The 22,777-nt window shown below is 70.8% G+C and carries 17 protein-coding genes; 7 read left to right on the top strand and 10 right to left on the bottom strand.

What is annotated here, in order from left to right; all coding sequences use genetic code 11:
• Nucleotides 1–17: 17 nt before the first annotated feature.
• From AVMA1855_RS02485 to glnE, 7 genes are all read right to left on the bottom strand, one after another.
• On the bottom strand, nt 18–1,349 hold the full coding sequence (locus tag AVMA1855_RS02485; protein WP_284424465.1) for an ABC transporter substrate-binding protein: 1,332 nt from the start codon (nt 1,347–1,349) through the stop codon (nt 18–20).
• 58 nt (nt 1,350–1,407) lie between these two features.
• On the bottom strand, nt 1,408–2,463 hold the full coding sequence (locus AVMA1855_RS02480) for a branched-chain amino acid ABC transporter permease (protein WP_284424464.1): 1,056 nt from the start codon (nt 2,461–2,463) through the stop codon (nt 1,408–1,410).
• 4 nt (nt 2,464–2,467) lie between these two features.
• Nucleotides 2,468–3,364, bottom strand: coding sequence for a branched-chain amino acid ABC transporter permease (locus AVMA1855_RS02475; RefSeq protein WP_284424463.1), 897 nt, complete (start codon nt 3,362–3,364; stop codon nt 2,468–2,470).
• On the bottom strand, nt 3,364–4,281 hold the full coding sequence (locus AVMA1855_RS02470) for an ABC transporter ATP-binding protein (protein ID WP_284424462.1): 918 nt from the start codon (nt 4,279–4,281) through the stop codon (nt 3,364–3,366). The genes AVMA1855_RS02475 and AVMA1855_RS02470 overlap by 1 nt, the downstream gene beginning before the upstream one ends.
• Before the next feature lie 121 nt (nt 4,282–4,402).
• The gene (gene sfnG, locus AVMA1855_RS02465; protein ID WP_284424461.1) at nt 4,403–5,560 is read right to left on the bottom strand and encodes a dimethylsulfone monooxygenase SfnG; all 1,158 of its coding nucleotides are present in this window, start codon (nt 5,558–5,560) and stop codon (nt 4,403–4,405) included.
• Nucleotides 5,561–5,608: 48 nt separating this feature from the next.
• Complete coding sequence (gene msuE / locus AVMA1855_RS02460) at nt 5,609–6,187, bottom strand: FMN reductase (RefSeq protein WP_284424460.1); 579 nt, start codon at nt 6,185–6,187, stop codon at nt 5,609–5,611.
• Nucleotides 6,188–6,606: 419 nt separating this feature from the next.
• Complete coding sequence (gene glnE / locus AVMA1855_RS02455) at nt 6,607–9,426, bottom strand: bifunctional [glutamate--ammonia ligase]-adenylyl-L-tyrosine phosphorylase/[glutamate--ammonia-ligase] adenylyltransferase (RefSeq protein ID WP_284424459.1); 2,820 nt, start codon at nt 9,424–9,426, stop codon at nt 6,607–6,609.
• 102 nt (nt 9,427–9,528) lie between these two features.
• Between glnE and AVMA1855_RS02450 the strand changes: the two genes are divergently transcribed.
• From AVMA1855_RS02450 to AVMA1855_RS02435, 4 genes are read left to right on the top strand one after another with little or no spacing between them, the layout of a single operon-like run.
• The gene (locus tag AVMA1855_RS02450) at nt 9,529–13,773 is read left to right on the top strand and encodes a YhdP family protein (RefSeq protein ID WP_284424458.1); all 4,245 of its coding nucleotides are present in this window, start codon (nt 9,529–9,531) and stop codon (nt 13,771–13,773) included.
• Entirely contained in the window at nt 13,773–14,588 is an 816-nt protein-coding gene (locus tag AVMA1855_RS02445; protein ID WP_284424570.1) for a carbon-nitrogen hydrolase family protein, read from the top strand. The genes AVMA1855_RS02450 and AVMA1855_RS02445 overlap by 1 nt, the downstream gene beginning before the upstream one ends.
• Complete coding sequence (locus AVMA1855_RS02440) at nt 14,585–16,627, top strand: two-component system sensor histidine kinase NtrB (protein ID WP_284424457.1); 2,043 nt, start codon at nt 14,585–14,587, stop codon at nt 16,625–16,627. The genes AVMA1855_RS02445 and AVMA1855_RS02440 overlap by 4 nt, the downstream gene beginning before the upstream one ends.
• A complete protein-coding gene (locus tag AVMA1855_RS02435) occupies nt 16,627–17,256 on the top strand; it encodes a response regulator transcription factor (RefSeq protein WP_272566580.1) in 630 nt (209 codons plus the stop codon). Before AVMA1855_RS02440 ends, AVMA1855_RS02435 begins: the two co-directional genes overlap by 1 nt.
• An 86-nt stretch (nt 17,257–17,342) precedes the next feature.
• On the opposite strand, the gene AVMA1855_RS02430 is transcribed toward AVMA1855_RS02435, so the two are convergent.
• The 3 genes from AVMA1855_RS02430 to AVMA1855_RS02420 form a co-directional block, all read right to left on the bottom strand.
• On the bottom strand, nt 17,343–17,990 hold the full coding sequence (locus AVMA1855_RS02430) for a YiaD family glycine zipper/OmpA-like lipoprotein (RefSeq protein ID WP_284406480.1): 648 nt from the start codon (nt 17,988–17,990) through the stop codon (nt 17,343–17,345).
• A 189-nt stretch (nt 17,991–18,179) separates the two neighbouring features.
• Nucleotides 18,180–18,686 (bottom strand): hypothetical protein, encoded by a 507-nt coding sequence (locus tag AVMA1855_RS02425; protein WP_284424456.1) that lies wholly within the window; start codon nt 18,684–18,686, stop codon nt 18,180–18,182.
• Between the two features lie 48 nt (nt 18,687–18,734).
• Nucleotides 18,735–18,887 carry a hypothetical protein gene (locus tag AVMA1855_RS02420; RefSeq protein ID WP_284424455.1) on the bottom strand — a complete coding sequence of 51 codons (153 nt, stop codon included), beginning with the start codon at nt 18,885–18,887 and terminating at the stop codon, nt 18,735–18,737.
• On the opposite strand from AVMA1855_RS02420, the gene mltA reads away from it, so the two are divergent.
• The 3 genes from mltA (at nt 18,886) to AVMA1855_RS02405 (ending at nt 22,760) form a co-directional block, all read left to right on the top strand.
• Complete coding sequence (mltA, locus tag AVMA1855_RS02415; RefSeq protein ID WP_502870248.1) at nt 18,886–20,046, top strand: murein transglycosylase A; 1,161 nt, start codon at nt 18,886–18,888, stop codon at nt 20,044–20,046. The genes AVMA1855_RS02420 and mltA overlap by 2 nt on opposite strands.
• 146 nt (nt 20,047–20,192) lie before the next feature.
• On the top strand, nt 20,193–21,392 hold the full coding sequence (locus AVMA1855_RS02410) for a hypothetical protein (RefSeq protein ID WP_284424454.1): 1,200 nt from the start codon (nt 20,193–20,195) through the stop codon (nt 21,390–21,392).
• A gap of 132 nt (nt 21,393–21,524) precedes the next feature.
• Nucleotides 21,525–22,760 (top strand): hypothetical protein, encoded by a 1,236-nt coding sequence (locus AVMA1855_RS02405; protein ID WP_284424453.1) that lies wholly within the window; start codon nt 21,525–21,527, stop codon nt 22,758–22,760.
• The last annotated feature ends 17 nt before the right edge of the window (nt 22,761–22,777 follow it).

Here is a 22,777-nt window from a genome sequence, read left to right as displayed (position 1 = left end):
ATGAAGAAGGGGGCGGGTCAGTCGTCGATGCTCTGGCGCACCTTCACGTTCTTTTCCTTGGCATAGGCCAGGGACGACTTTTCGATGATCGGGCGCAGCAGCTTCCAGTCCGGCGCGATCCAGTCGGACACCACCTTCCACTGCGTGCCGTCCCACTGCTGGAAGGCCACGCGGCCGTCGCCTTCGTGGTTGTCCCAGGTCACGTGGATGGAATGGAACAGGCCCTTGGCGCCCAGGGCGGCGGCGCGGGCTTCGTCGATCTTCAGGTTCTCCAGGCCCCAGCGCACTTCGTCGCCGGTGAGGGTGCGCTTGCCGAACTTCGCCTGCGCGATGCGGATGGCCTCGACGTTCAGGATGCCGTTGAGCACGCCCAGGTTGTGGTACACGCTGCCGATGCGCTTCTTGTCCTGCAGGTTGCCCTTGCCGGCGTCGTACACCGTCTTCACGATGTCCTGCAGCACGGGGTATTGCGTGCCGGGCGCCACCGAGGTGATGGCGACATAGCCCTTGGCGGCGTCGCCCGCGGGGATCACGTCTTCCTCGGAGTTGGACCAGATGTTGCCCACGATGCGGTCGGCCGGAAAGCCGGTTTTCTGCGCGGTCTTGAGCGCCACCGGGTTCATCACGCCCCAGCCGCGCAGCACCACGAAGTCGGGCTTGGCGCGGCGGATGGTCAGCCACTGCGACTGCTGCTCGTTGCCGGGGTGCGGCACCTCGATCTGCTGCACCGTGAAGCCGTACTGCTTGGCCAGCAGCTCGTAGATCGGGATGGTCTCCTTGCCGTAGGGCGAGCCGTGGTACAGCACCACGATCTTCTTGCCCTTGAGCTTCTCCGTGCCACCGGCCTTGGTGCCCAGGTAGTTCACGATGCCCGAGGTCTCGCTGTACGGGTTGACCAGCAGCGGGAAGATGTACTTGAACACGCGCCCGTCGGTGGTGTCGGTGCGGCCGTGGTTGATGGTGAGCAGCGGCACTTTGTCGGCCGTCACCCGGTCGATCAGCGCATAGGCGATGCCCACCGACAGCGGGTTCCACGCGGCGATGCCGGGGCGCGTCTTGAGGCGCTCGTACACCTCCACGCCGCGCTCCACCTCGTACTGCGTCTCGCCTTCTTCCCACGTCAGCTTGACGCCACCCACGCCGCCGTCGCGCGTGTTGACGAGGTTCAGGTAGTCGATGAAGCCGCCGAAAAATCCCGTGCCACCGGCCGCGTAGGGGCCGACGCGGTAGCTTTGAAGCGGAAAGAACTGTTCCTGGGGTTTGGCGGCCTGGGCCTGCGCGGCCTGCAGCCCGGCGAGCGCCAGCGCGGCGGCCAGCAAGGCGGTTTTCAGATGGCGGACGAGGGACATGCGATGCGCTCCTGTGGAGAGAGAGGAAGAAAGGAATGGGGGGCGGGAAAGCAACCGGTCAGGCGCCCTGCGGGGGCGGCGGCCGCGTGCGCTGCAGCCGGGCGACCGCCCGCTCCCACAACGCCGCCAGGCCGCGCGGCTCGGCGATGAGAAAGCCCACGATGAGCGCGCCCAGGGCGATGCGCTGGCACAGCTCCAGCACGCCCGAGTCGAACCACGGGCCCAGCAGCAGGCCGCCCAGGCGCGAGAGCAGCAGCGGGAACACGACGATCAGGGCCGCGCCCAGGAAGGCGCCGCGCAGCGTGGCCAGGCCGCCGATGATGATGATGAAAAGGATCTGAAACGAGCGGTCGAGGTTGAAGCCCGCCGGCTCCACCGTGCGCAGGTAGACGAAGCCCCACAGCACGCCCGCCACGCCGATCACGAAGGACGACAGCGCAAAGGCCAGCAGCTTGGCGCGCAGCACCGGCACGCCGATCACGCGGGCCGCCAGCTCGTTGTCGCGCACGGCGATGAAGTGGTGGCCGGTGGGCGTGCGGGTCACGCGCCAGACCAGCGCCGTCAGCACGGCCACCACGGTCAGCGCGAACAGGTAGCGGCCCGTGGGCGTGTCGAAGGCCACGCCCGCCACGGCGATGGGCGGTGCGTCGATCACGCCCGAGGGGTTGTGGTTGCTGAACCAGCCGAACTTCGTCAGCGCCCACTGCACGAAGAACTGCGCCGCCAGCGTCGATACGGCCAGATAGAAGCCGCGCAGCCGCAGGCTGGGCAGGCCGAACACCACGCCCACCACCGTGGCGGCCACGCCGCCCAGCGCCATGGCCGCCAGCAGCGGCAGGCCCTCGACGCGCAGCTGGAAGTTGTAGGCCGCATAAGCGCCCACTGCCATGAAGGCGGCCGAGCCCAGCGAGAGCTGGCCCGCGTAGCCCGTCAGCAGGTTCAGCCCCACGGCGGCCAGCGACAGGGCGAGGAAGGGGATCAGCAGCGCGTCGAACACGTAGTCGGTGGCCACCAGCGGCACCACGCCGTAGGCCAGTGCCAGCGCGATGGCGGGCGTGGCCCACAGGGGCCAGGGGGTGCGACGGGTGCCGGGTTGAAGGGTGGGGGTTGCCATGGCGTCAGGCCCTTTCCACCGGCCGCTGCCCGAACAGGCCGCCAGGCCGCACCAGCAGGAACAGCAGCGCGGCGGCGTAGGCGAACCAGCTTTCGATGCCGCCGCCCACGTAGGCACCCAGGTACACCTCGGCCAGCTTTTCCAGCGCGCCGATGATGAGCCCGCCCACGATGGCGCCCAGGATGGAGTCGAAGCCGCCCAGCACCAGCACCGGCAACGCTTTCAGCACCACCAGCGACAGCGAGAACTGCACGCCCAGCCGCGCGCCCCACAGCAGCCCGGCCACCAGCGCGATCACGCCGGCGGCGGACCACACGGTGGCCCAGATCACCGGCAGGCGCAGGCCCACGGCCAGGGCGGCGAAGGTGTCGTCGGCCACCGCGCGAAACGCCAGGCCCACGCGGGTGTAGCGAAAGAACGCCGACAGCACCGCCACCATCACCGCGGCCACGCCGGCCGCGAACAGGTCGAACGTGGAGACCAGCACGCCCGCGATCTCGATGGGCGCATCGGAAACGCCCAGCTCCAGCGAATGCACCTGCGTGCCCCACACCAGCTGGGCCACGCCCTCGATCACGTACGACAGCCCCAGCGTGGCCATGAACAGCGTGATGGGCGGCTGGTTGACCAGCGGGCGCAGCACCACGCGTTCGATGGCCAGGCCCAGCGCCACCATCAGCGCGAAGGTGATCGCCAATGCGAGGGCGAACGGCAGGCCGCGCTCGACCAGGCTCACGAAGGTGAGCGCCGCGAACAGCAACTGCGCGCCCTGCGCGAAGTTGAGCACGCCCGAGGTCTTGTAGATCAGCACGAAGCCGATGGCCACCAGCGAATACATCACGCCGGACAGCAGCCCGCCGATCAGCACCTCTGCGAGGAAGGCGAAGTCGAAACCTTCCATCACGGTACCTCCGCGGGCGGTGTGGAGGCTTCCTCATCGTGCGCCACGCCCAGGTAGGCGTCGATCACGGCCGGGTCCTCGCGCACCTCGGCGGGCGTGCCGTCGGCGATCTTGCGGCCGTAGTCCAGCACCGCCACGCGGTCCGACAGGCCCAGCACGACGCCGATGTCGTGCTCGATGAGCACCACTGCCGCGCCGTGCCGGTCGCGTGCGGCGCGGATCAGCGCGGCCATCTCGCTCTTCTCGCCCGCCGTGGTGCCGGCCAGGGGTTCGTCCAGCAGCAACAGGCGTGGGCGTGCCACCAGCGCGCGCGCCAGCTCCACGCGCTTTTGCAGGCCGTAGGGCAGGCCGCCGGCCAGCCGGTCCTGCACGCTGCCCAGCCCCAGGAAGTCGATGGCCTCGCGCGCCTGTTCGCGCGCATCGCGCCACTCGCGGCGCGCCCGACCCCAGCCCAGCACCTGCTCGGCAAAGCTGGCGCGCGCCGCATGCACGCGGCCCAGGGCGATGTTGTCGCGCACGGAGAGGCCTTTGAACAGCGCCAGGTTCTGGAAGGTGCGCGCCACGCCCAGGTGCGCCGGCCGGGGCGTGGGCACCTGCGCGAAGGAATCGCCGCCGATGCGCACGCGGCCGGCGTCGGGCCGGTACAGCCCGCTGATGATGTTGACCAGCGAGCTTTTGCCCGCCCCGTTGGGCCCGATGATGGCGCGCAACTCGCCCGGGGCCACGCGCAGGTCAATGCCCCGCAGCGCGTGCACGCCGCCGAACGACAGGTCGATGCCCTGCAGTTCGAGCGCGGGCGGGGCGGCCGGTGGCGGGGTGCCGCCCGTGGCCGCGCCGGCGCGGTCGGCGCTGCGGCGCGGTGCAGCGGGTGCCGTGGCGGGCGGGGCCAGGGTGCCGTCGAACAGGGTGCTGGACATGGTGGTGCAGTGCTTTCCGGGCAGGCTGCGCCCGGCGCCGCGTCGCGCAGGCGAGCGGCGGGAGGGCGTGGGCGCCAGTGGAGGGTGGGCGGCGGCGGGTGGGGCGTTGTGCCTGCGCGGGTCAGGCGGCCACGGCCTCGGCGGGCTCGCCGATGGCGGCCCCGGCGGGTGCGCCCAGGCCCTGCGCTTCCAGTTCGCGCACCAGCGGCAGCACCTTCTCGCCGAAGTACTCGACCTCTTCGATGAAGTGCAGGAAGCCGGCCAGGATCAGGTCCACGCCCACGGCCTTGAGCGCCACGATGCGCTCGGCGACCTGGCGCGGCGTGCCGATGAGGTTGGTGCGAAAGCCGTCGTTGTATTGCACCAGGTCCTCGAAGGTGGATTTGGCCCAGTTGCCCTCGCCCTCGGGCGAGGCCTGGCCGGCCTGCTTGGCCGCGTCGCCGAAGGCGTGCACGGCCTCCACATGGGCGTGGTCGATGATGTCCTTGAGCACCGCGCGGGCCTCTTCCTCGGTGTCGCGGGCGATGACGAAGGCGTTGATGCCGATGCGCACGCGGTGGCCCGTTTCGGCGGCCTTGGCCTGGATGTCGTCGATCTGCTTTTTCACGCCCTCGGGCGTGTTGCCGTTGGTGAAGTACCAGTCCGACACGCGCGAGGCCATGTCCCGCGCGGCGCGCGAGCTGCCGCCCTGAAAGATTTCCGGGTGCGGCTTTTGCACGGGCTTGGGGCTCAGGGTGTAGTGGTTGAAGCGGTAGAAGTCGCCCTTGAAGGTGAAGTTGTCTTCTGTCCAGATGCCCTTGAGCGCACGGATGAACTCTTCGGAGCGGCGGTAACGCTCGTCATGCTCCAGCCACGGCTCGCCAATCGCCTGGAACTCGCCCTTGAACCAGCCGCTCACCACGTTGATGGCGATGCGCCCCTGCGAGATGTGGTCGATGGTGGCGATCTGCTTGGCCACCACGGCCGGGCTCCACGGCCCGGGCAGGATGGCGGCCAGCACCTTGAGCTTGGTGGTGGCGTGCAGCAGCGCCTGGCTGAACGACACCGACTCGTGCTGGTACTCGGCGCCGTAGCCCGCGGTGAAGCGGATCTGGCTCAACGCGTAGTCGAAACCCGCCTTCTCGGCCGCCTGCGCCAGGCGCTGGTTGTATTCCAGGCTCCAGTCGGTGCGCTGGGCGATGGTGCTGACCACCAGCCCGCCGCTGACGTTGGGCACCCAGTAGGCGAAGCGGATGCCGGCGGCGGAGGAAGAAGAAGCGGAAGTCGTGTCGTGGCTCATGGCGATGCTCCTGGACAGAGGGAGGGGGAAAGGGGTGGCCGGCGGGGCTCAAGCCGCCTGCGCCAGGCGCAGCACGGGCGCGGCCTGCGGCGCGATGCCGACCAGGGGCGCCGCGCGCTGCACCGCCAGCACGATGCGCTCGCGCAGGGCGGCGCTGGCGATCTCGTAGCCCTGGAAGTCCTGCTCCGAGGCATACACGCCCAGCGGCAGCGTGCGCGCCTGGAAGAAGCTGAACAGCGGGCGCAACTGGTGGTCGATCACCAGTGCATGGCGGTCGCTGCCGCCGGTGGCGGCCAGCAGCACGGGCACGTCAACCAGCGCCTCGTGGTGCACGAAGTCGAACAGGTGCTTGAACAGGCCCGTGTACGAGCCGCGGTAGACCGGGCTGGCCACGATCAGCAGGTCGGCCGATTCGATGGCGGCCAGCTCCGCTTCGACGGCGGCCGGCAACTGGCTGCGGTAGAGCGCGCCGCCGATCTGCGGGGCCAGCGGCCCCAGCTCGATGGTGTGCGCCTCGATGGGCAATGCCTCGCTGAGCGCGGCGATCAACTCTTCCACCAGCACCAGCGTGCGCGAGGGGCGCTGCACATTGCCGGAAACCGCCACTACCTTGAATTTGCGCGTCATGGGATCGAACCTTCCTGGTTTGCCCGGCGCGACCATCGCGGCGGGGGATGGAATGGATTGAAGACCCAGCGGCGCGCCAGCGCTGCAAAGGAATCGGCGCATGCTTATGCGGAATCCGTGCGTGCCGGCAAGTGGTTGATTGGCAAGGGAAAACCCGGAAATCCGGGCCGATGCGCGGGGTGGCGGCGCCACGTGGCGGCCGCACCGCGTGCCGGGCCCGCCTGCCCGCCCAGCGGCAAATTGCGCAGTTTGCTGCTGCGGTGCTGGCCCGGGCGCAGGCCGGCGGGACAGAGGGGGCGGGCCGGCCGGGCGGCGCGTGCCTGCCGCGCCGCCGGGGCTGATTGCTATAATTTATATAGCAATCAGGGCATGTTCCACTAGGGCATCGGGGCGAAAAGGCCCCGAATGCCGGTGGGGGATCAGCCGGTGAACACCGCCCGCCACAGCGCCAGCACCGCGTCGCGCTCGGCCTGCAGCGTGGCGGGGTCCACGCGCGTGGGCTGCTCGTTCAGGCGGGCGCGGTGCTGCACCTGGCGCAGCGTGCGGTAGGCCGTGGCGGCGGCCGTGCCCACGCCGTCGGGCAGGAAGCCGGCGGCCTCGGCGCGCTGCAGCAGGGTGATGTTGCCGCGGTTCTCGCGCAGGCTGGGGTGGGTGGCGGACTGCGACAGCACCAGGTACTGCAGGGCGAATTCGACATCCACCATGCCGCCCACGCTGTGCTTGACGTCGAACTGCCCGGCCGGCACCGGGTGGGCGGCGCGCACGCGCTCGCGCATGGTGACGATCTCCTCGCGCAGCGCGGCGGGGTCGCGCGGGGCGGTGATGACGGCCTCGCGCACCGCATCGAAGCGCTCGCGCAGGTTGCGGCCGCTGCCCGCGGGCGCCTCGCTGCCTTCGGGCAGTGGCGCGAGCGGGCCGGCCGGGGCCAGGTCTTCGGTGCCCAGCAGGAAGCGCGCCCGCGTCATGGCCTGGTGCTCCCAGGTCCAGGCGGTGTTGCTGCCGCGCCGTTGCTGGTAGTTGGCGTACGCGGTAAAGCTGGTCACCAGCAGGCCCGAATTGCCGTTGGGCCGCAGCGCGGTGTCGATCTCGAAGAGGTCGCCCTCGGCGGTCTTCACCGTGAGCCAGTTGATGAGCTTGCGCACGAAGGCCGAATACACCTCGGGCGCGCGGTCGTCGTCGTCGTCGAACACGAAGACGATGTCCAGGTCGCTGCCGTAGCCCAGCTCCTTTCCGCCCAGCTTGCCGTAGCCGATGATGGCGAACTGCGGCACCTCGCGGTGGCGGTTCTTCAGGCGGCTCCAGCACCACTGCGCGGTCACGCGCAGCACGCTGTCGGCCAGGGCCGAGAGGTCGTCGGCCACCTGCTCCACGGTGATGCGGCGCTCCACGTCGCGCGCCAGCGTGCGGAAGGTCTCGGCATGGTGGGCGCGGCGCAGCAGGTTCAGCAGGGTCTCGTCGTCGTCCTCGCCGGTCGATTGCAGCGAGGCGATGCGCAGCCCCAGTTCGTGCTCGAAGTCCTGCGGCACGAAGCGTTCGGCCAGCAGCGCGTCGCCCGCCAGCTCGTCGATCACGCCGGGGTGCTGCAGCATGTAGCGGGCAGGCCACTGCGCGGCGCCCAGCAGGTGCAGCAGGTGCTCGTGCACCGAGGGGCGCTCCAGCAGCAGCGCCAGGTAGATGTCGCGGCGCAGCAGCGATTCGAGCCAGCCGATCAGCCGCACCACGGCGTCTTCGTTGACCTGGCCCTCGGCCAGCCAGCGCGCGGTGCGCTGCACCAGCCGCAGCAGCCGCTCGCGCGACTCGTCGCTCAGGGACTGCACGCGCGGGTGCGTGCGCCATTCGGCGACGCGCGCGCGCACGGTGGGCGGCAGTTGCTCCAGCACCGCTTCCAGCTCGGGCGCGGCGGGCGCGCCGGCACGCGGGCCGCCGCAGCCGCCCTTGGTGCACTGCTTCTTGCCGGCGCCGCCCAGCAGCGTGTCGAACTCCTGCGCCACCAGTTCGCGGTGCGCATCGAGCTGGTGCAGGAAGGCGCAGGTGCCCAGGCCCAGGGTCTGGGCGATCCAGGCGAGGTCGTCGTCGCGCGTGGGCAGCACGTGGGTCTGCTGGTCGTCCAGGTACTGGATGCGGTGCTCCACCTGGCGCAGGAAGGTGTAGGCCGCGGCCAGCGCCTCGGCCGTCTCCTGCGGCATGAGGCCGGCGCGCGCGATGCGCTGCAGCGCCTCCAGCGTGGGGCGGCAGCGCAGCTCGGGGAACTGCCCGCCGCGCACCACCTGCAGCAGCTGCACGGTGAATTCGATCTCGCGGATGCCGCCGCGCGAGAGCTTCACGTCGTTGGCGCGCTCGGGGTGGCCGGCGCTGCGCTTGGCGGCGTGGTCGCGGATCTGCCGGTGCAGCGAGCGCAGCGCGTCGAACACGCTGTAGTCCAGGTAGCGCCGGAAGACGAAGGGCAGCACCACGCCGCGCAGGGCCTGCACCGGCTCGCCGATGACGCTGCTGCGCGGCGCGACCACGCGGCTCTTGAGCCAGGCGAAACGCTCCCATTCGCGGCCCTGCACCTGCAGGTATTCCTCCAGCGCGGCCAGCGACACGGCCGCCGGGCCGGAGTTGCCGTTGGGCCGCAGCGCCAGGTCCACCCGGAAGACGAAGCCGTGCTCGGTGGTGTCGCCGATCAGGCCGTAGATGACCTTGACGGCGTGGCCGAAGTATTCGTGGTTGGAGATGCGGTTGCGGCCCTCGGCGTTGCCGGCGGTCTCGCCGTCGTGTTCGTACACGTAGATCAGGTCGATGTCGCTGGACACGTTCAGCTCGCGTGCGCCCAGCTTGCCCATGCCGACGATCCACAGCTCGACCGGCTGGCCCTCGGGGCCGCGCGGGGCGCCGTGGCGGGCGTCGAGCGCTTCGCGGGCCTGGACGCAGGCCTGGTCCAGGGCCAGTTCGGCCAGCTCGGTGGTGGCCCGCGTGATGTCGGCCAGCGGCGCGCCCTGTTCGCAATCGAGGCGCACCAGCCGCTCCATCACCACCTGCCGCAGGATGCGCAGGGCCGTGCCGGTGTCGTGCCCGCGGGCCCGCAGGGCGGCCAGCGCCTCGGCTATGGTGGCCCGCGTGGGGGCGCCGGGCGGCAGCACGGCGAACGCGTCGGCATAGCGCCGGTGCAGCCTCTGGTGGAAGCGGGAATGGCTCGCCAGCGGGCCGTCGCCGGCGGCGCTGGGGATCTCTGGAACGTCAGTGCAAGACAGCGGCATAGCAAGGGCCCGGGGCCTGAAAACCGTACATAACGACACCGTTTGATGCTGAACCCGCACAGCGGGCGCGGGTCATAATTCCCTTCGCATCCCAACCCACCAATGATTGAACAGCCACCGAACCCCTCACGCCTGCTCCGATGCCTGGCAGGTCTTGCGCGGTGGTCCCTGGGCCTGCTCATCGCCTTCTGGCTGCTGGTGGCCGCCGCCTGGGGGGTGCTTCACGGCTGGATTGTGCCGCGTATCGGCGACTTCCGTCCGCAGCTGGAAGCCCATGCCACACGGGCGCTGGGGGTACCGGTGCGCATCGGTGCGCTGTCGGCCCGCTCCGAAGGGCTGGTGCCCACCATCGAGCTGAACGACGTCGCCCTGCTGGACCCCCAGGGCCGCGAGGCCCTGAAGCTGCCGCGCGTGGTGGGGTCGCTGTCGCCGCGCTCGGTGTTGCGCATGGGGTTCGAGCAGCTGTACATCGAACGCCCCGAACTCGACGTGCGCCGCATGGCGGACGGCCGCATCTTCATTGCGGGGCTGGCGTTCCGCCAGAGCGCGGGCGGCGACAGCGCGGGCGCCGACTGGCTGTTCTCGCAAAGCGAGGTCGTGCTGCGCGGCGGCACCGTGCGGCTGACCGACGAGCAGAGCCAGGAGCCGCCCCTGGCGCTGGGACAGGTGGACCTGCTGCTGCGCAACCGGGGCTGGCGCCACGGCATGCGGATCGAGGCCACGCCGCCGCCGCAGTGGGGCGACCGGTTCAAGCTCACCGGGCAGTTCCGCCAGCCGTTCCTGACGACGCACGGCGGGTCGTGGCAGCAGTGGACGGGGCAGCTGTTCGCCGATTTCTCGCGCGTGGACGTGTCCCGGCTGCGCCACCATGTCCACATCGACGGCGTGCAGGTGGCCGAGGGCCGCGGCGCGCTGCGCGCGTGGGTCGATTTCCAGCGCGGGCAGTTCGTCGGCGGCACGGCCGACCTGGCCCTGGCCGGGGTGAACGCCCGCCTGGGCGAGGGGCTAGAGCCGCTCGCGCTGCAGTCCGTCGCCGGCCGGGTGGGCGGGCGGCGCCTGTCCGACGGGTTCGAGTTCTCCACCGAGGGCCTGCAGTTCACCACGCAGGATGCATTGCGCTGGCCGGGCGGCAACCTCACGGTGCGGCACACCGGCGTGCAAAGCGGCCGCGAGCAGGGCGAACTGCGCGCCGACCGCCTCGACCTGGCCGCGCTGGCGCAGATCGCCAGCCGGCTGCCGCTGGATGCCGCCGTGCATTCCGCCCTGGCCGACTACACGCCGCGCGGGCTGGTGGAGGAGGTCAAGGCCACCTGGCGCGGCCCCCTGCAGCAGCTGCAGCAATACCAGGCGCGCGGCAAGGTGACCGGGCTGGCGGTGGCCGACCAGCCGCGCGCCGAGGGCGCGGCCTCGCACGTGCCCGGCCTGCGCGGTGCGAGCGTGGAGTTCGACGTGTCGCAGGCGGGCGGCAAGGCCACGCTGGCCCTGGCGGACGGCGCCCTGGTGCTGCCCCACGTGTTCGAGGAAGGCACGGTGCCGGTGGACCAGCTGTCGGCGAACGTGCGCTGGCAGATCGAGGGCGAGCGCATCGCGGTGCAGGCCAGCGACCTGCAGTTTTCCAACGCCGATGCGCAGGGCGAGGCCCGGCTGAACTGGCACACCGGCGATGCCGAGCGTGGCGGTGCCCGGCCGCGGTTTCCCGGCGTGCTGGACCTGTCCGGCAGCCTGAGCCGCGCGGACGGCACCCGCGTGCACCGCTACCTGCCGCTGTCCATCCCGCAGGAGACGCGCCACTACGTGCGCGACGCGGTCACCACGGGCACGGCCAGCAACGTGCAGTTCCGCGTCAAGGGCGACCTGCACGACATTCCCTTCAACACGCCCGGGCAGGGCGACTTCCACATCGCCGCGCGCGTGAAGGACGTGACCTATGCCTATGTGCCGCCGCGCCTGCAGCATGCCAACGAGGCGCCCTGGCCCGCCCTCACCGAACTCACCGGCGACCTGATCTTCGACCGATCCACCATGGCCGTGAAGGGCGCCAGCGGCAGCTTCGCCGGCACGCCGAAGCTGCGCGTGAACAAGGTGGAGGCGCGCATTCCGGACCTGGCCCACACGGTGGTCGCGGTGAACGCCGATGCGCGCGGCCCGCTGGCGGACATGCTGTCGTTCGTCACCACCTCGCCGCTGGCGCGCCTGACCGGCAATGCGCTGGACAAGACCACCGCCAACGGCACCGCAGACCTGCAGCTGGCCCTGTCGCTGCCCGTCAGCCACATCGACCAGTCCAAGGTGCAGGGCAGCGTGACCCTGGCGGGCAACGACGTGCGCATTGCACCGGAGGCCCCGCCCATCGGCCGCGCGCGCGGCACCGTGCAGTTCACCGACACCGGCTTCACCCTGGCGGGCGTGCAGGGCCGCGCGCTGGGGGGCGACCTGCGGCTGGAGGGCGGCATGCGATCCCTGCCCGCGGGGGCGTTGCCGGTGGAGTCCTCCGTGCAGGTGCGCGGCCAGGGCGTGGCCACGGCCGAGGGGCTGCGCCAGGCGTCGCAATGGCCGGGTCTGGCGCAACTGGCCCAGCGCGCGAGCGGCAGCACGCCCTACACCCTGGCGCTGGGCGTGCGCCGGGGCACGCCGGAGGTGCAGGTGACCACCACCTTGCAGGGCATGGCGCTGGACCTGCCGGCGCCGCTGGGCAAGACCGCCGAGGCCCTGATGCCCGTGCGGTTCGAGACGCAGCTCACGCGCGAATCGCTGGCGGCGGCGGCAGGGAGCGGCAATGGCACCGGTGCGGCGCCCCTGCACGAACACATGGCGCTGGACCTGGGCGCGCTCGGCTCGGTGACCTATGTGCGCGACATTGCCAACGCCGCCCAGTCCCGGGTGCTGCGCGGCGCCATCGCACTGGGCCTGGCGCCCGGCGAGGCGGCGCCCCTGCCCGAACGCGGCGTGGTGGCCAATGTGCAGATCGGTGAGCTGGACGTCGATGCCTGGCAGGCGGCGCTGATGGGCAACGGCCCCGCGCGCTCGCCCCTGCTGGTGGCGCCACCGGCTGCCGAGTCCGCATCGGCGGCCAGCACACCGGCGAGTGCCGCGCCCGCTGCGGTGGCGGGCAACGGAACGGGCGCCGCTCCCGCGCCTTCCGTCTCGCCCATGCAGGACTACCTGCCCACGCAACTGGCCGTGCGGGCCCGTCAGGTGGACTTCCAGGGCCGCACGCTGCACGGCGTGGTCATGGGCGGCTCGCGCGAGGGCAGCACCTGGCGCACCAACGTGGACGCCCAGGAGCTGAACGGCTACGTGGAGTTTCGCCAGGGCGCCGGCAGCGGGCCCGATGCGGGCTCCGGCCGGGTGTTCGCCCGCCTGTCGCGCCTGGCCGTCCCGCAGAGCGATGCCAAGGAGGTGGATGAGCTGCTGGCCGAGGAGCCGGCCGCCGGCGCCGGCACGCTGCCGTCGCTGGACATCGTGGTGGACGATTTCGTGCTGCGCGGGCGCCGCCTGGGCCGCATCGAGATCGAGGCGCAGAACCGCGGCGGCGACGGCGCCCCGCGCGAATGGCGGCTGTCCAAGTTCAACATCGTCGCGCCCGAGGCCACGCTCACGGCCAACGGCAACTGGGCGCTGCTGGGCAGCGACGGCGCCGCCGATGCGCGCCGCCGCACGGTGATGAACTTCAAGCTCGACATCCGCGACTCGGGCGATCTGCTCGCGCGCTTCGGCATGGCCGACGTGGTGCGCCGCGGCAAGGGCCGCATGGAGGGGCAGGTCGCCTGGATGGGCGCGCCGCTCACGCCGGACTACCGCACCATGTCGGGCCAGATGAACGTCAACGTCGAATCGGGCCAGTTCCTCAAGGCCGATCCGGGGCTGGCCAAGCTGCTGGGCGTGCTCAGCCTGCAGTCGCTGCCGCGCCGGCTCACGCTCGATTTCCGCGACGTGTTCAGCGAAGGCTTCGCGTTCGACTTCGTGCGCGGCGACGTGCGCATGGAGCAGGGCGTGGCCACCACCAACAACCTGCAGATGAAGGGCGTGAACGCCGCCGTGCTGATGGAGGGCAGCGCCGACCTGGACCGCGAAACGCAGGACCTGCACGTGGTCGTGGTGCCCGAGATCAACGCCATGACGGCCTCCCTCGTGGCCACGGCCATCAACCCGGTGGTCGGCCTGGGCAGCTTCCTCGCGCAGGTCTTTCTGCGCGGGCCGCTCATCCAGGCGGCCACGCAGGAGTTCCGCATCGACGGCACCTGGACCGATCCGCGCATCGAGCGCGTGCCCCGGCGCAAGCTGGGCAGCGCCGACCCCGCCGCCCGGCCGCCCACGGCCGAGTCCCCCACCGGAGACAAATCATGATGAAAGCCGCCGCATTGCAAATGGTGTCGGGCCTGCACGTGCCCGGCAATCTCGAACAGGCCCGCCACCTGCTGGAGCAGGCCGCCGCCGAAGGCGCCGAGCTGGCCGTGCTGCCCGAGTATTTTTGCGCCATGGGCGCGCGCGACACCGACAAGCTCGCGCTGCGCGAGCCCTACGGCGAAGGCCCCATCCAGCGCTTTCTGGCCCAGGCGGCCCGGGAGCTGGGCCTGTGGGTGGTGGGCGGCACGCTGCCGCTGCAGTGCGAGAGCGCGCACCACGTGCGCAACACCTCGCTGGTGTTTTCGCCGCAGGGCGAGTGCGTGGCCCGCTACGACAAGATCCACCTGTTTCGCTTCGACAACGGCCGCGAGCGTTTCGACGAGGCCGCGGTGATCGAGGCGGGCAACACGCCCGTGCGCTTCGAGCTGACCGCGCGCGACGGCACCCTTTGGCGCGTGGGCCTGTCCGTCTGCTACGACCTGCGTTTTCCCGAGCTGTACCGCCAGCACGCGCGGGCCGGGGCCGACCTGCTGCTGGTGCCCAGCGCCTTCACCCACACCACGGGCGAGGCCCATTGGGAGTTGCTGCTGCGCGCCCGCGCGGTGGAGAACCTCGCCTATGTGCTGGCGCCGGCGCAGGGCGGCCTGCACGAGAACGGCCGCCGCACCTGGGGCCACAGCATGGTGGTCGATCCGTGGGGCGCCGTGCAGGCGCAGGTGGCCGAAGGCCCGGGCGTGGCCCTGGGCGTGCTCGATGCGGTGCTGCTGCAGCAGGTGCGCCAGCAGCTGCCGGCGCTGGACCACTGCATCCTGTGACCGAGGGCGAGCCGTTCCTGTGGCCCTGGCACCGCTGGCGCAGCGCATGGAAGCGCTGGTCGCTGTGGGCCCTGCTCGTGCTGCTGGTGGCGGGCATGCTGGTCACCCAGGTGTGGCTGGCCGGCCGCTACGAGGCGAGCGAGGTGCAGAACCGCCTGGACCGCGACGCCGCCGATGCCGTGGCCGACATCCGCCAGGGCTTCGCCCACAACCTGCAGAACCTGCAGGCGCTGCACGTGGGCACACCGGACCTGGCGAGCTGGGAGTCGCGCGCGGTCGCCTTGCTGAGCGTGCGCCGCGAACTCGTGCGGCTGGAATGGCGCAGCCCCACGCTGGAAGTGCGGGCCCATGTCGAGACCCCCTACCGCCCGGTGCAGTGGGACGCCGAGATGCGCAGTGGCATGCATTCCAACATCGCGCTGGCGTGCGCCAACGCGCGCCGCGTGTCGGGGCCGTCGTACTCCGGCAGCTACTTCCAGCCCCAGGGCGATGGCCGCGGCTCCGAAATGATGGAGCTGTGCCTGCCCCTCATGCAGGATGGCCGCAACGAAGGCTTCGTGGTGGCCACCTACTCGCTGCACAACGTGTTGATCGACCTGGTGGTGCCCAGCCTCAAGCGCGGGCAGGAGGTGTCGTTCACCGAGGCCGATGGCACCCGCCTGGCCATGGTGGGCGCCAGCCGGCGCGGCACGCGCCTGTTCAGCTCGCAGCAGCTGTTCGACCTGCCGGGTGCCACGCTGGTCCTGCGCATGGACAGCTGGCACAGCGCGCCCAGCGTGTTCCCCAATGTGCTCACCGCGCTGGTGACCGCCATGTCGATCGCCCTCGTCACCGTGCTGGTCGTGCTGGTGCGCGACAACCGGCGCCGGCTGCGCGCCGAGCGCGACCTGGGCGACGCGCTGGCGTTCCGCAAGGCCATGGAGGACTCGCTGGTGACCGGGTTGCGCGCGCGCGACCTGCAGGGGCGCATCACCTATGTGAACCCGGCCTTCTGCGAGATGGTGGGGTTCACCGCGCAGGAGCTGCTGGGCCAGAGCGCCCCGGTGCCCTACTGGCCGCCCGAGTTCGCCGACGAGTACCGCCAGCGCCAGGCGATCCGCCTGTCCAGCCTGCACCCGCCGCCGCGCGAAGGCTACGAATCCACCTTCATGCGCAAGGACGGCGTGCGGTTTCCGGTGCTCATCTTCGAGGCGCCGCTCATCAACGCGCAGGGCCTGCACACGGGCTGGATGAGCGCGTTCCTGGACGTGAGCGAGCAGCGCCGCGTCGAGGAAATGTCCCGCGCCTCGCAGGAGCGCCTGCAGGCCACCGCGCGGCTGGCCACCGTGGGCGAGATGGCATCGCTGCTGAGCCATGAGCTGAACCAGCCGCTGGCCGCCATCTCCAGCTACGCCTCGGGCTCGCTCAACCTGCTGCCGCCGGGCGGCGGGCCGCCGCAGGAGCCGCTGCACGACGTGCACGTGGCGCTGCAGCGCATCGCGCAGCAGGCCGAGCGCGCGGGCCGCGTGATCCGCAGCGTGCACGACTTCGTGCGGCGGCGCGATCAGTCGCGCGAGGTGGTCTCGGTGCACGACCTGCTGGAGGCCGTGATGCCGCTGATCCGCCTGCAGGCCCGCAAGCTCGAAGTCTTCGTGAAGATCTCGGTGGACGCCGACCTGCCCCCGGTGCTGTGCGACCGGACCATGGTCGAGCAGGTGCTGCTGAACCTGGCGCGCAATTCCATGCAGGCCATGGACGACCCCGCCACGCCCCAGCGCATCCTGGAGCTGCGCGTGCGCCGCGCCGCATCGAATGCGCACAATGCCTGGCTGGAGTTCATGGTCATCGACCGGGGCTGCGGCATCGCGCAGGACGTGGGCGAGAAACTCTTCACCCCCTTCTTCACCACGCGGCCCGAGGGGATGGGCCTCGGCCTGAGCCTGTGCCGCACCGTGGTCGAGCAGCACGGCGGCTTCCTGGGCCACGCGCCCAACGAGCCCCGTGGTACGGTATTCACTTTCACCCTGCCTGCTGCCAGCGCGGACAGCAGCCACCCCTGATGGAACCCGTCTCCAACGCCACCGTTTACATCGTCGACGACGACTCGGGCGTGCGCGAAGCGCTCGCCTGGCTGCTGCGATCGCGCCGCCTGCCCAGCGAGTCCTTCGACAGCGCCGAAGCCTTCGAAGCCATGCTCGACGAGCGTCCGCCCGCGCGCCAGCCCTGCTGCCTGCTGCTGGACGTGCGCATGCCGGGCATGAGCGGCCTGGCGCTGTTCGACCGGCTGGCCGAGCGCCGCCTGATCGATGCGATGCCGGTGATCTTCCTCACCGGCCATGCCGACGTGCCCACCGCCGTGGCCACCGTCAAGCGCGGGGCCTTCGACTTCTGCGAGAAGCCGTTTTCCGACAACCTGCTGGTGGACCGCATCGAGCAGGCCCTGGCCCAGTCCGCGCAGCACATGGAGCAGGTGCGCCAGCACAGCGACCTGCAGGTGCGGCTGTCGGAGTTGACGGAGCGCGAACGCGACGTGATGCGACTGGTGGTCGAGGGGCTGCCCAACAAGCTCATCGCCGACCAGCTGGACATCAGCGTGCGCACGGTGGAGGTGCACCGCGCGCGCGTGTTCGACAAGATGCAGGTCAAGTCGGCCGTGGAACTGGCCAACCTGCTGCGCGCCGCGCACTGAATGAACGCCACAGGGCGCCGAAGCGCCCTGTGAAAGCCACTCCCGCCGCGGTGCACGGGCGGGGCGGCAGTGGGGCCGGCCGGCGGTCAGCCCGGCTGGCGTTCGCCCACGAAGATTTCCACCCGGCGATTGCGCGCGCGGCCGTCGTTCGTGTCGTTGGTGGCGATCGGCTGGTGCGAGCCACGGCCCTCGACCTGGATGCGCCCGCCGTTCACGCCCCGCGTCGTCAGGAAGTTGCGGGTGCTGGCCGCGCGGTCCATCGACAGGGGGTTGTTGATTGCATCGGTGCCGGTGGAGTCCGTGTGGCCCACGATGCGCACTTCGGTGTTGGGGTTGTTGCGAAGCCCCTCGGCAAAGCGCTCCAGCACGGGGGCGAAGTTGGACTGGATGTCCGAGCGGTTCGTGGCGAACGAGATGTCGCTCGGAATGTCGAGCTTGAGCTGGTTGTCGGCGGTCTGCGTCACCACCACGCCCGTGCCCTGCGTGACCTGCTGCATGTCGCGCTTTTGCCGCTCCATGTGCTGCGACCAGATGTAGGTGCCCAGGGCCCCCACACCCGCCCCGACGACGGCCCCGGTGCCCGCCCGGCCGCCGGTGGCGGAGCCGATGACCGCCCCGGCCACCGCGCCGACGCCAGCACCCGTCGCGGTGCGCCGCTGGGTATCGTCCATGTTGGCACAGCCGCTCACGAGCAGAACGGCGGCGGTGGCGCCGATGAGAATCTTGTTGCGCATGGGATCTTCCTTTCCTGGTTGTTCTGCTGACGCCCGCCGTGGTATGGCCTTGCGAACCGCACGCTTCGTGCACGCGGCGTCAGGGACTTTGAGGACGCCCATTGTTCGCCGGTGCCTGGCTGATCCGGGTAGGACCAGTTCGTCAACTGAACCGGGCCTGGCGTCTGGCGCGGAGAACCTCGGCATTCATCAGGCGTCGGCCTGGGGGGATTTGCTTTTGATGGCCCATTGGGCGAAGCGGTCGGATCGAGCCACCAACACGATCCCGAGCAACAGGCCCACCCCGCTGGAGAGAAGATCTGCTTTGGCTTCCAGCGCCAGCCCATCGAAAAAAGAGCGGCTTCCTCCCATCAGCAGGGCCTGGAAGAAGAACCAGACGACATTGAGCAATCCCTGCGCAAAGAACCACAGGCCTATCAAGGCACAGCCCACACGGGCGGCCTCTGCGGGTTGGAGGCGGACGTGGTTTTCAAACCGTGTTCTTGGAAGCAGCAGATGGGCGGTCCACAGGGGAAAGATCCAAAGCAGCACGGCAGCGGCCAAGTACAGCGCAGCCACCACCCAGGTTTCCACGGAGGGGTTGTCGAGCGGCATCCCCTTCAGGACGGGCAGGAGTGCCAGGTACCGGACGGCAGTCACACCGAGCCATAGCGCGAAAATGCGCAGGCCCACGCCAAGCATTTGCTGGGGAGTCATCGATGGTCTTTCTGGGAGAGGGAGCAGAGGTGGTGCGCCGCGAATGCGTTACTTCGGCGTGCCGTCGTCCTCTTTCTTGGGTGTTGGCGTGGAGTCCTGGGGCGGCGGCTCCCCCCCCTTGCGCCCCGAGAACATCGTCCACCACACAATGGCGACGAGAACGACCAGCGCCAGCAATGCTTCAAGCAAAATCAGCCCCATGAAATTCCGTCTCCTGCGCCTTGTGACAACGGCGCTGATTGTAGGAACCCTGGTGGCCTGCTCCACCACGCCCCTGCCGCCTTCCACGCCTTTGCCTCCCGGTGCCTCGCTGCCGGGCGTGCCGGGTGCCCCGCTGCCGCCCGAACCGCCCGGGCCGCTGCCACCCCCGATGGCGCAGCCGAAAAGCCGCTGGATACCGGTGCATTGGGCGGAGTTGCCCGGTTTTGCCGAAGATTCCCTGCACGAAGCCTGGAACGCCTGGATCAAGAACTGCGAGCGTCCCGCGCCGGCCTTCGCGCCGCTGTGCGGCGAGGTGCGCCGCCTGTCCATCGCCAGCGCCGACGAGCAGCGCGCCTGGATGGTGGCGCGGCTGCAGCCCTACCGCATCGAGGCCGCCGACGGCGCGGTGGACGGCATGCTCACCGGCTACTACGAGCCCTATCTGGACGCGGCGCGCCAGCCCGGCAACGGCTTCAACGTGCCGCTGTACCGGCTGCCCGCGGGCTACGGCGCGCGCAAGCCCTGGTACACGCGCCAGCAGATCGACACGCTGCCCGAAGCGCAGGCGGCGCTGGCCGGCCGGGTCATCGCGTGGGTGCGCGATCCGGTCGAGGCGCTGGTGGTGCACATCCAGGGCTCGGGCCGGCTGCGGGTGCAGGAGGCTGATGGCTCGGTGACGCTGCTGCGCGTGGCGTTCGCCGGCACCAACGACCAGCCCTACCAGAGCGTGGGCCGGTGGCTGCTCGACCAGGGCCTGGTGCGCGATGCGACCTGGCCCGGCATCCGCGCCTGGACGCTGCAGAACCCGCAGCGCGTGCAGGAGATGCTGTGGGCCAATCCGCGCTACGTGTTCTTCCGCGAGGAGCCGCTCAACGCCATGGATGCCGGCTTCGGGCCCAAGGGCGCGCAGGGCGTGGCCCTCACGCCGGGCCGCTCGATCGCGGTGGACCGCCAGAGCATTCCCTACGGCACGCCGGTGTGGCTGGCCTCCACCGGCCCGCAGGTGCAGTTGCAGCGCCTGGTGATGGCGCAGGACACGGGCTCGGCCATCGTGGGCGCGGTGCGGGCCGATTATTTCGCGGGCTGGGGCCCGGAGGCGGGCGAACTGGCGGGGCGGCTCAAGCAGGGCCTGCGGCTCTGGGCGCTGTGGCCGCGCTGACGCCCGCGCGTTCACGACGTTTCAGCACGTTTCAGCCGGCCTCCCCGCTGCCGACTGGGAAGGCCCTCCACAATGGGGCGTGACAGGCCCTTCGTGGCCTGGCCAGGATGGTGGCCTCACCTCACCCAATTCCCAAGGAGAACCGCATGACCGCTGACCGATGGCTGCGCACTGCCGCGCATGGCACCCTTCCTTTGCTGGCCGCCCTGCTGGGCGCCTGTGCGCCCCTGGGCACGACGCACGCCCAGGCTCCTGCGGGACCGGACCTGCGCGCCGACACCGCCGCCCGCTTCCTGGCCTTCGCCCCGGCCAGGAACCCGGAACCCGCGATGACCGACGCCCCCGCGCTGGCCTTCGGCGTGCGGGTGCCCGGCACGTCCGCCGCGGCGCCGTTCACCATGACGATGGACACCGGCTCGACCGGCGTCGTCGTCTCGGCCACCGACCTGCCCGGGTTCTCCGCGCAGGAGGCCGAGTCGGGCGTGAAGGGATGGGAGTTCCTGTCCAGCAGCAAGCGGCTGTGGATCGGCCGCTGGGTGCCGCGGGAACTGGTCTTTCGCGACCCAGCCGGGGGCGAAGTGGTCGCGCGCGTGCCCGTGCTGGCGGTGCAGGAAGAGATCATCTGCCCCGGCTGGAGCGAAAAGGCCAACGTGCCCACCTGCGAAAAGCCTGAGAAGACCACCGCCCAGCCGCGCGGCATCGCCTACATGGGCGTGGGCTTCGGGCGCGAGCACGACGGCCAGCCGCAAGGCACGCCGGACAAGAACCCGCTGCTGAACATCGTCTCCATCGACGGCCAGCCCGTGGCGCCCGGCAGCATGCGCAGCGGTTTCATCGTGACGGCCAAGGGCGTGCACGTGGGCCTCACGCGCGCCAACACCGCGGGCTTTTCGTACGTGAAGCTCCAGGGCCGCAGCCTGAACGCCGCGGGCCAGCCGGCCTCCAGCGACCCGCGCGACTGGCCCCAGGCGAGCATGGCCGTGTCGGTCAACGGCGCGGCCTCGCAGACAGGCGCGGTGCTGGTCGATACCGGCATTGCCCAGATGTACCTCACGGTGGCCAACCCGTCGGCATTGCCGACCACGGCCATTCCCAACCCGAGCCGCAAGGGCGCCATGGCCACGGGGCTGGTGGCCGGCACGTCGGTGCAGGTGTCGTTCCCCGACGATGCCGCGCCCGTGGCGCAGTACACCTTCCAGGTGGGAACCCCCCAGGCCCCCACGGCGGTGATCGTCACCCGGCCCTCGGCGCAGGCGTTCGTCAACACCGGCCGGCACCTGCTGCGCCAGCATGACGTGCTGTTCGATGCCGACGGCGGCTGGTTCGGGCTGCGGGTGGTCCGGTAACGGCGTCGTCGGCGTTTCTGGCGGTGGCGGGCGAAGCCCAAGCGCGCGGGGCGCTCACGCCGGGTGCGGCCCGGCCCGGAGGATCGTGTAGCCTGCTCTTCCCATCAAACACTCGCCAGGGAAGGAGACCCCATGCCCATTCCGCTTCGCGCAGCGATCGCCTGTGCCGCCGCGCTGCTCGCCTGCGGTGCCGTACCCGCGCAGACGACGCCGTTGCCCGACGCCGCAGCGGCCACCGCCGGCCCCTCGCTGCGCCAGGGTACCGAATCGCGCTTCATTCGCCTCCATTCCCCGCCGGGAGAGGGCTGGTCCGCCCCCATGACGGACGCGCCGCGGCTGCGGTTCGAAGTCCGCATGCCGCCGGACACCGGCGTGCTCGCGCCCCCCCGGCCCTTCATCGTCACCCTGGACACGGGCTCCACCGGCGTGGTGATTTCCGCGGTCGATCTGCCCGGTTATTCGCGCAACGAGGAAGCGCGCCAGGCCAACGAAGGCTGGGAATACCGCTCCAGCAGCCGGCAACTGTTGATCGGCCACTGGGTGGTGCGCGACGTGGTGCTCAACAGCGGCTGGAACGAAGTGATTGCCCGGGTGCCCGTGCTCGCGGTCGAAAAGGAAATCATCTGCCCGCGTTGGGACGAGAAGGCCAACCGGCCCGACTGCGAAAATCCCACCTACACCACGGAAAGCCCGGGTGGCATCGCCTACATGGGCGTGGGCTTCGGGCGCGAGCACGATGGCCAGCCGCAAGGCACGCCCGACAAGAATCCGCTGATCAACATCGCCGAGATCGACGGCAGCCCCGTCGCCCGGGGCGCGGTGCACGGGGGCTACATCGTGACCAAGCATGCGATTTACGTAGGCCTCACGCCCGACCAGGCCAAGGGCTTTCGGTTCATGAAGCTGCAGCCCGGCAGCCTGCTCGCGAATGGCCAGCCGGCCTCCAGCGATCCCCGTGACTGGCAGCAGGCCACCGTGGCCGTCTCGGTGGATGGCGGCGCGCCCGAAACCGGTCCCGTGCTGGTGGACACCGGCATCGCGCAGATGTACCTCACGGCCGCCGATCCGTCGGCCCTGCCCACGGCGCAGATCGCCGATCCCACCCGCCGGGGCCGGCCGGTGACGTGCTTGAAGGACGGCACGCGGGTGCAGGTGATGTTCCCCGGCGCGCAGGCGCCGGTGGCAGAGTACGACTTCCGCGTGGGGGATGCGGACGCGCCCCAGTCCGTGCTCGTGAACGCGCCGGGCCGCTTCACCTTCGTGGGCCGCCCCGCCTTCATGAACACCGGGCGCTACCTGTTGAAGCAGTTCGACCTGCTCTACGACGCCGAGGGCGGATGGTTCGGCCTGCGGCCCTCGCGGCGGTGAGCGCCTTGCAGGGGCGC

Source organism: Acidovorax sp. SUPP1855 (assembly GCF_030158955.1).
Classification (GTDB): Bacteria; Pseudomonadota; Gammaproteobacteria; order Burkholderiales; family Burkholderiaceae_C; genus Paracidovorax.
Note: the sequence above shows the minus strand (reverse complement) of the source record. Positions and strands in the feature narration are given on the sequence as shown.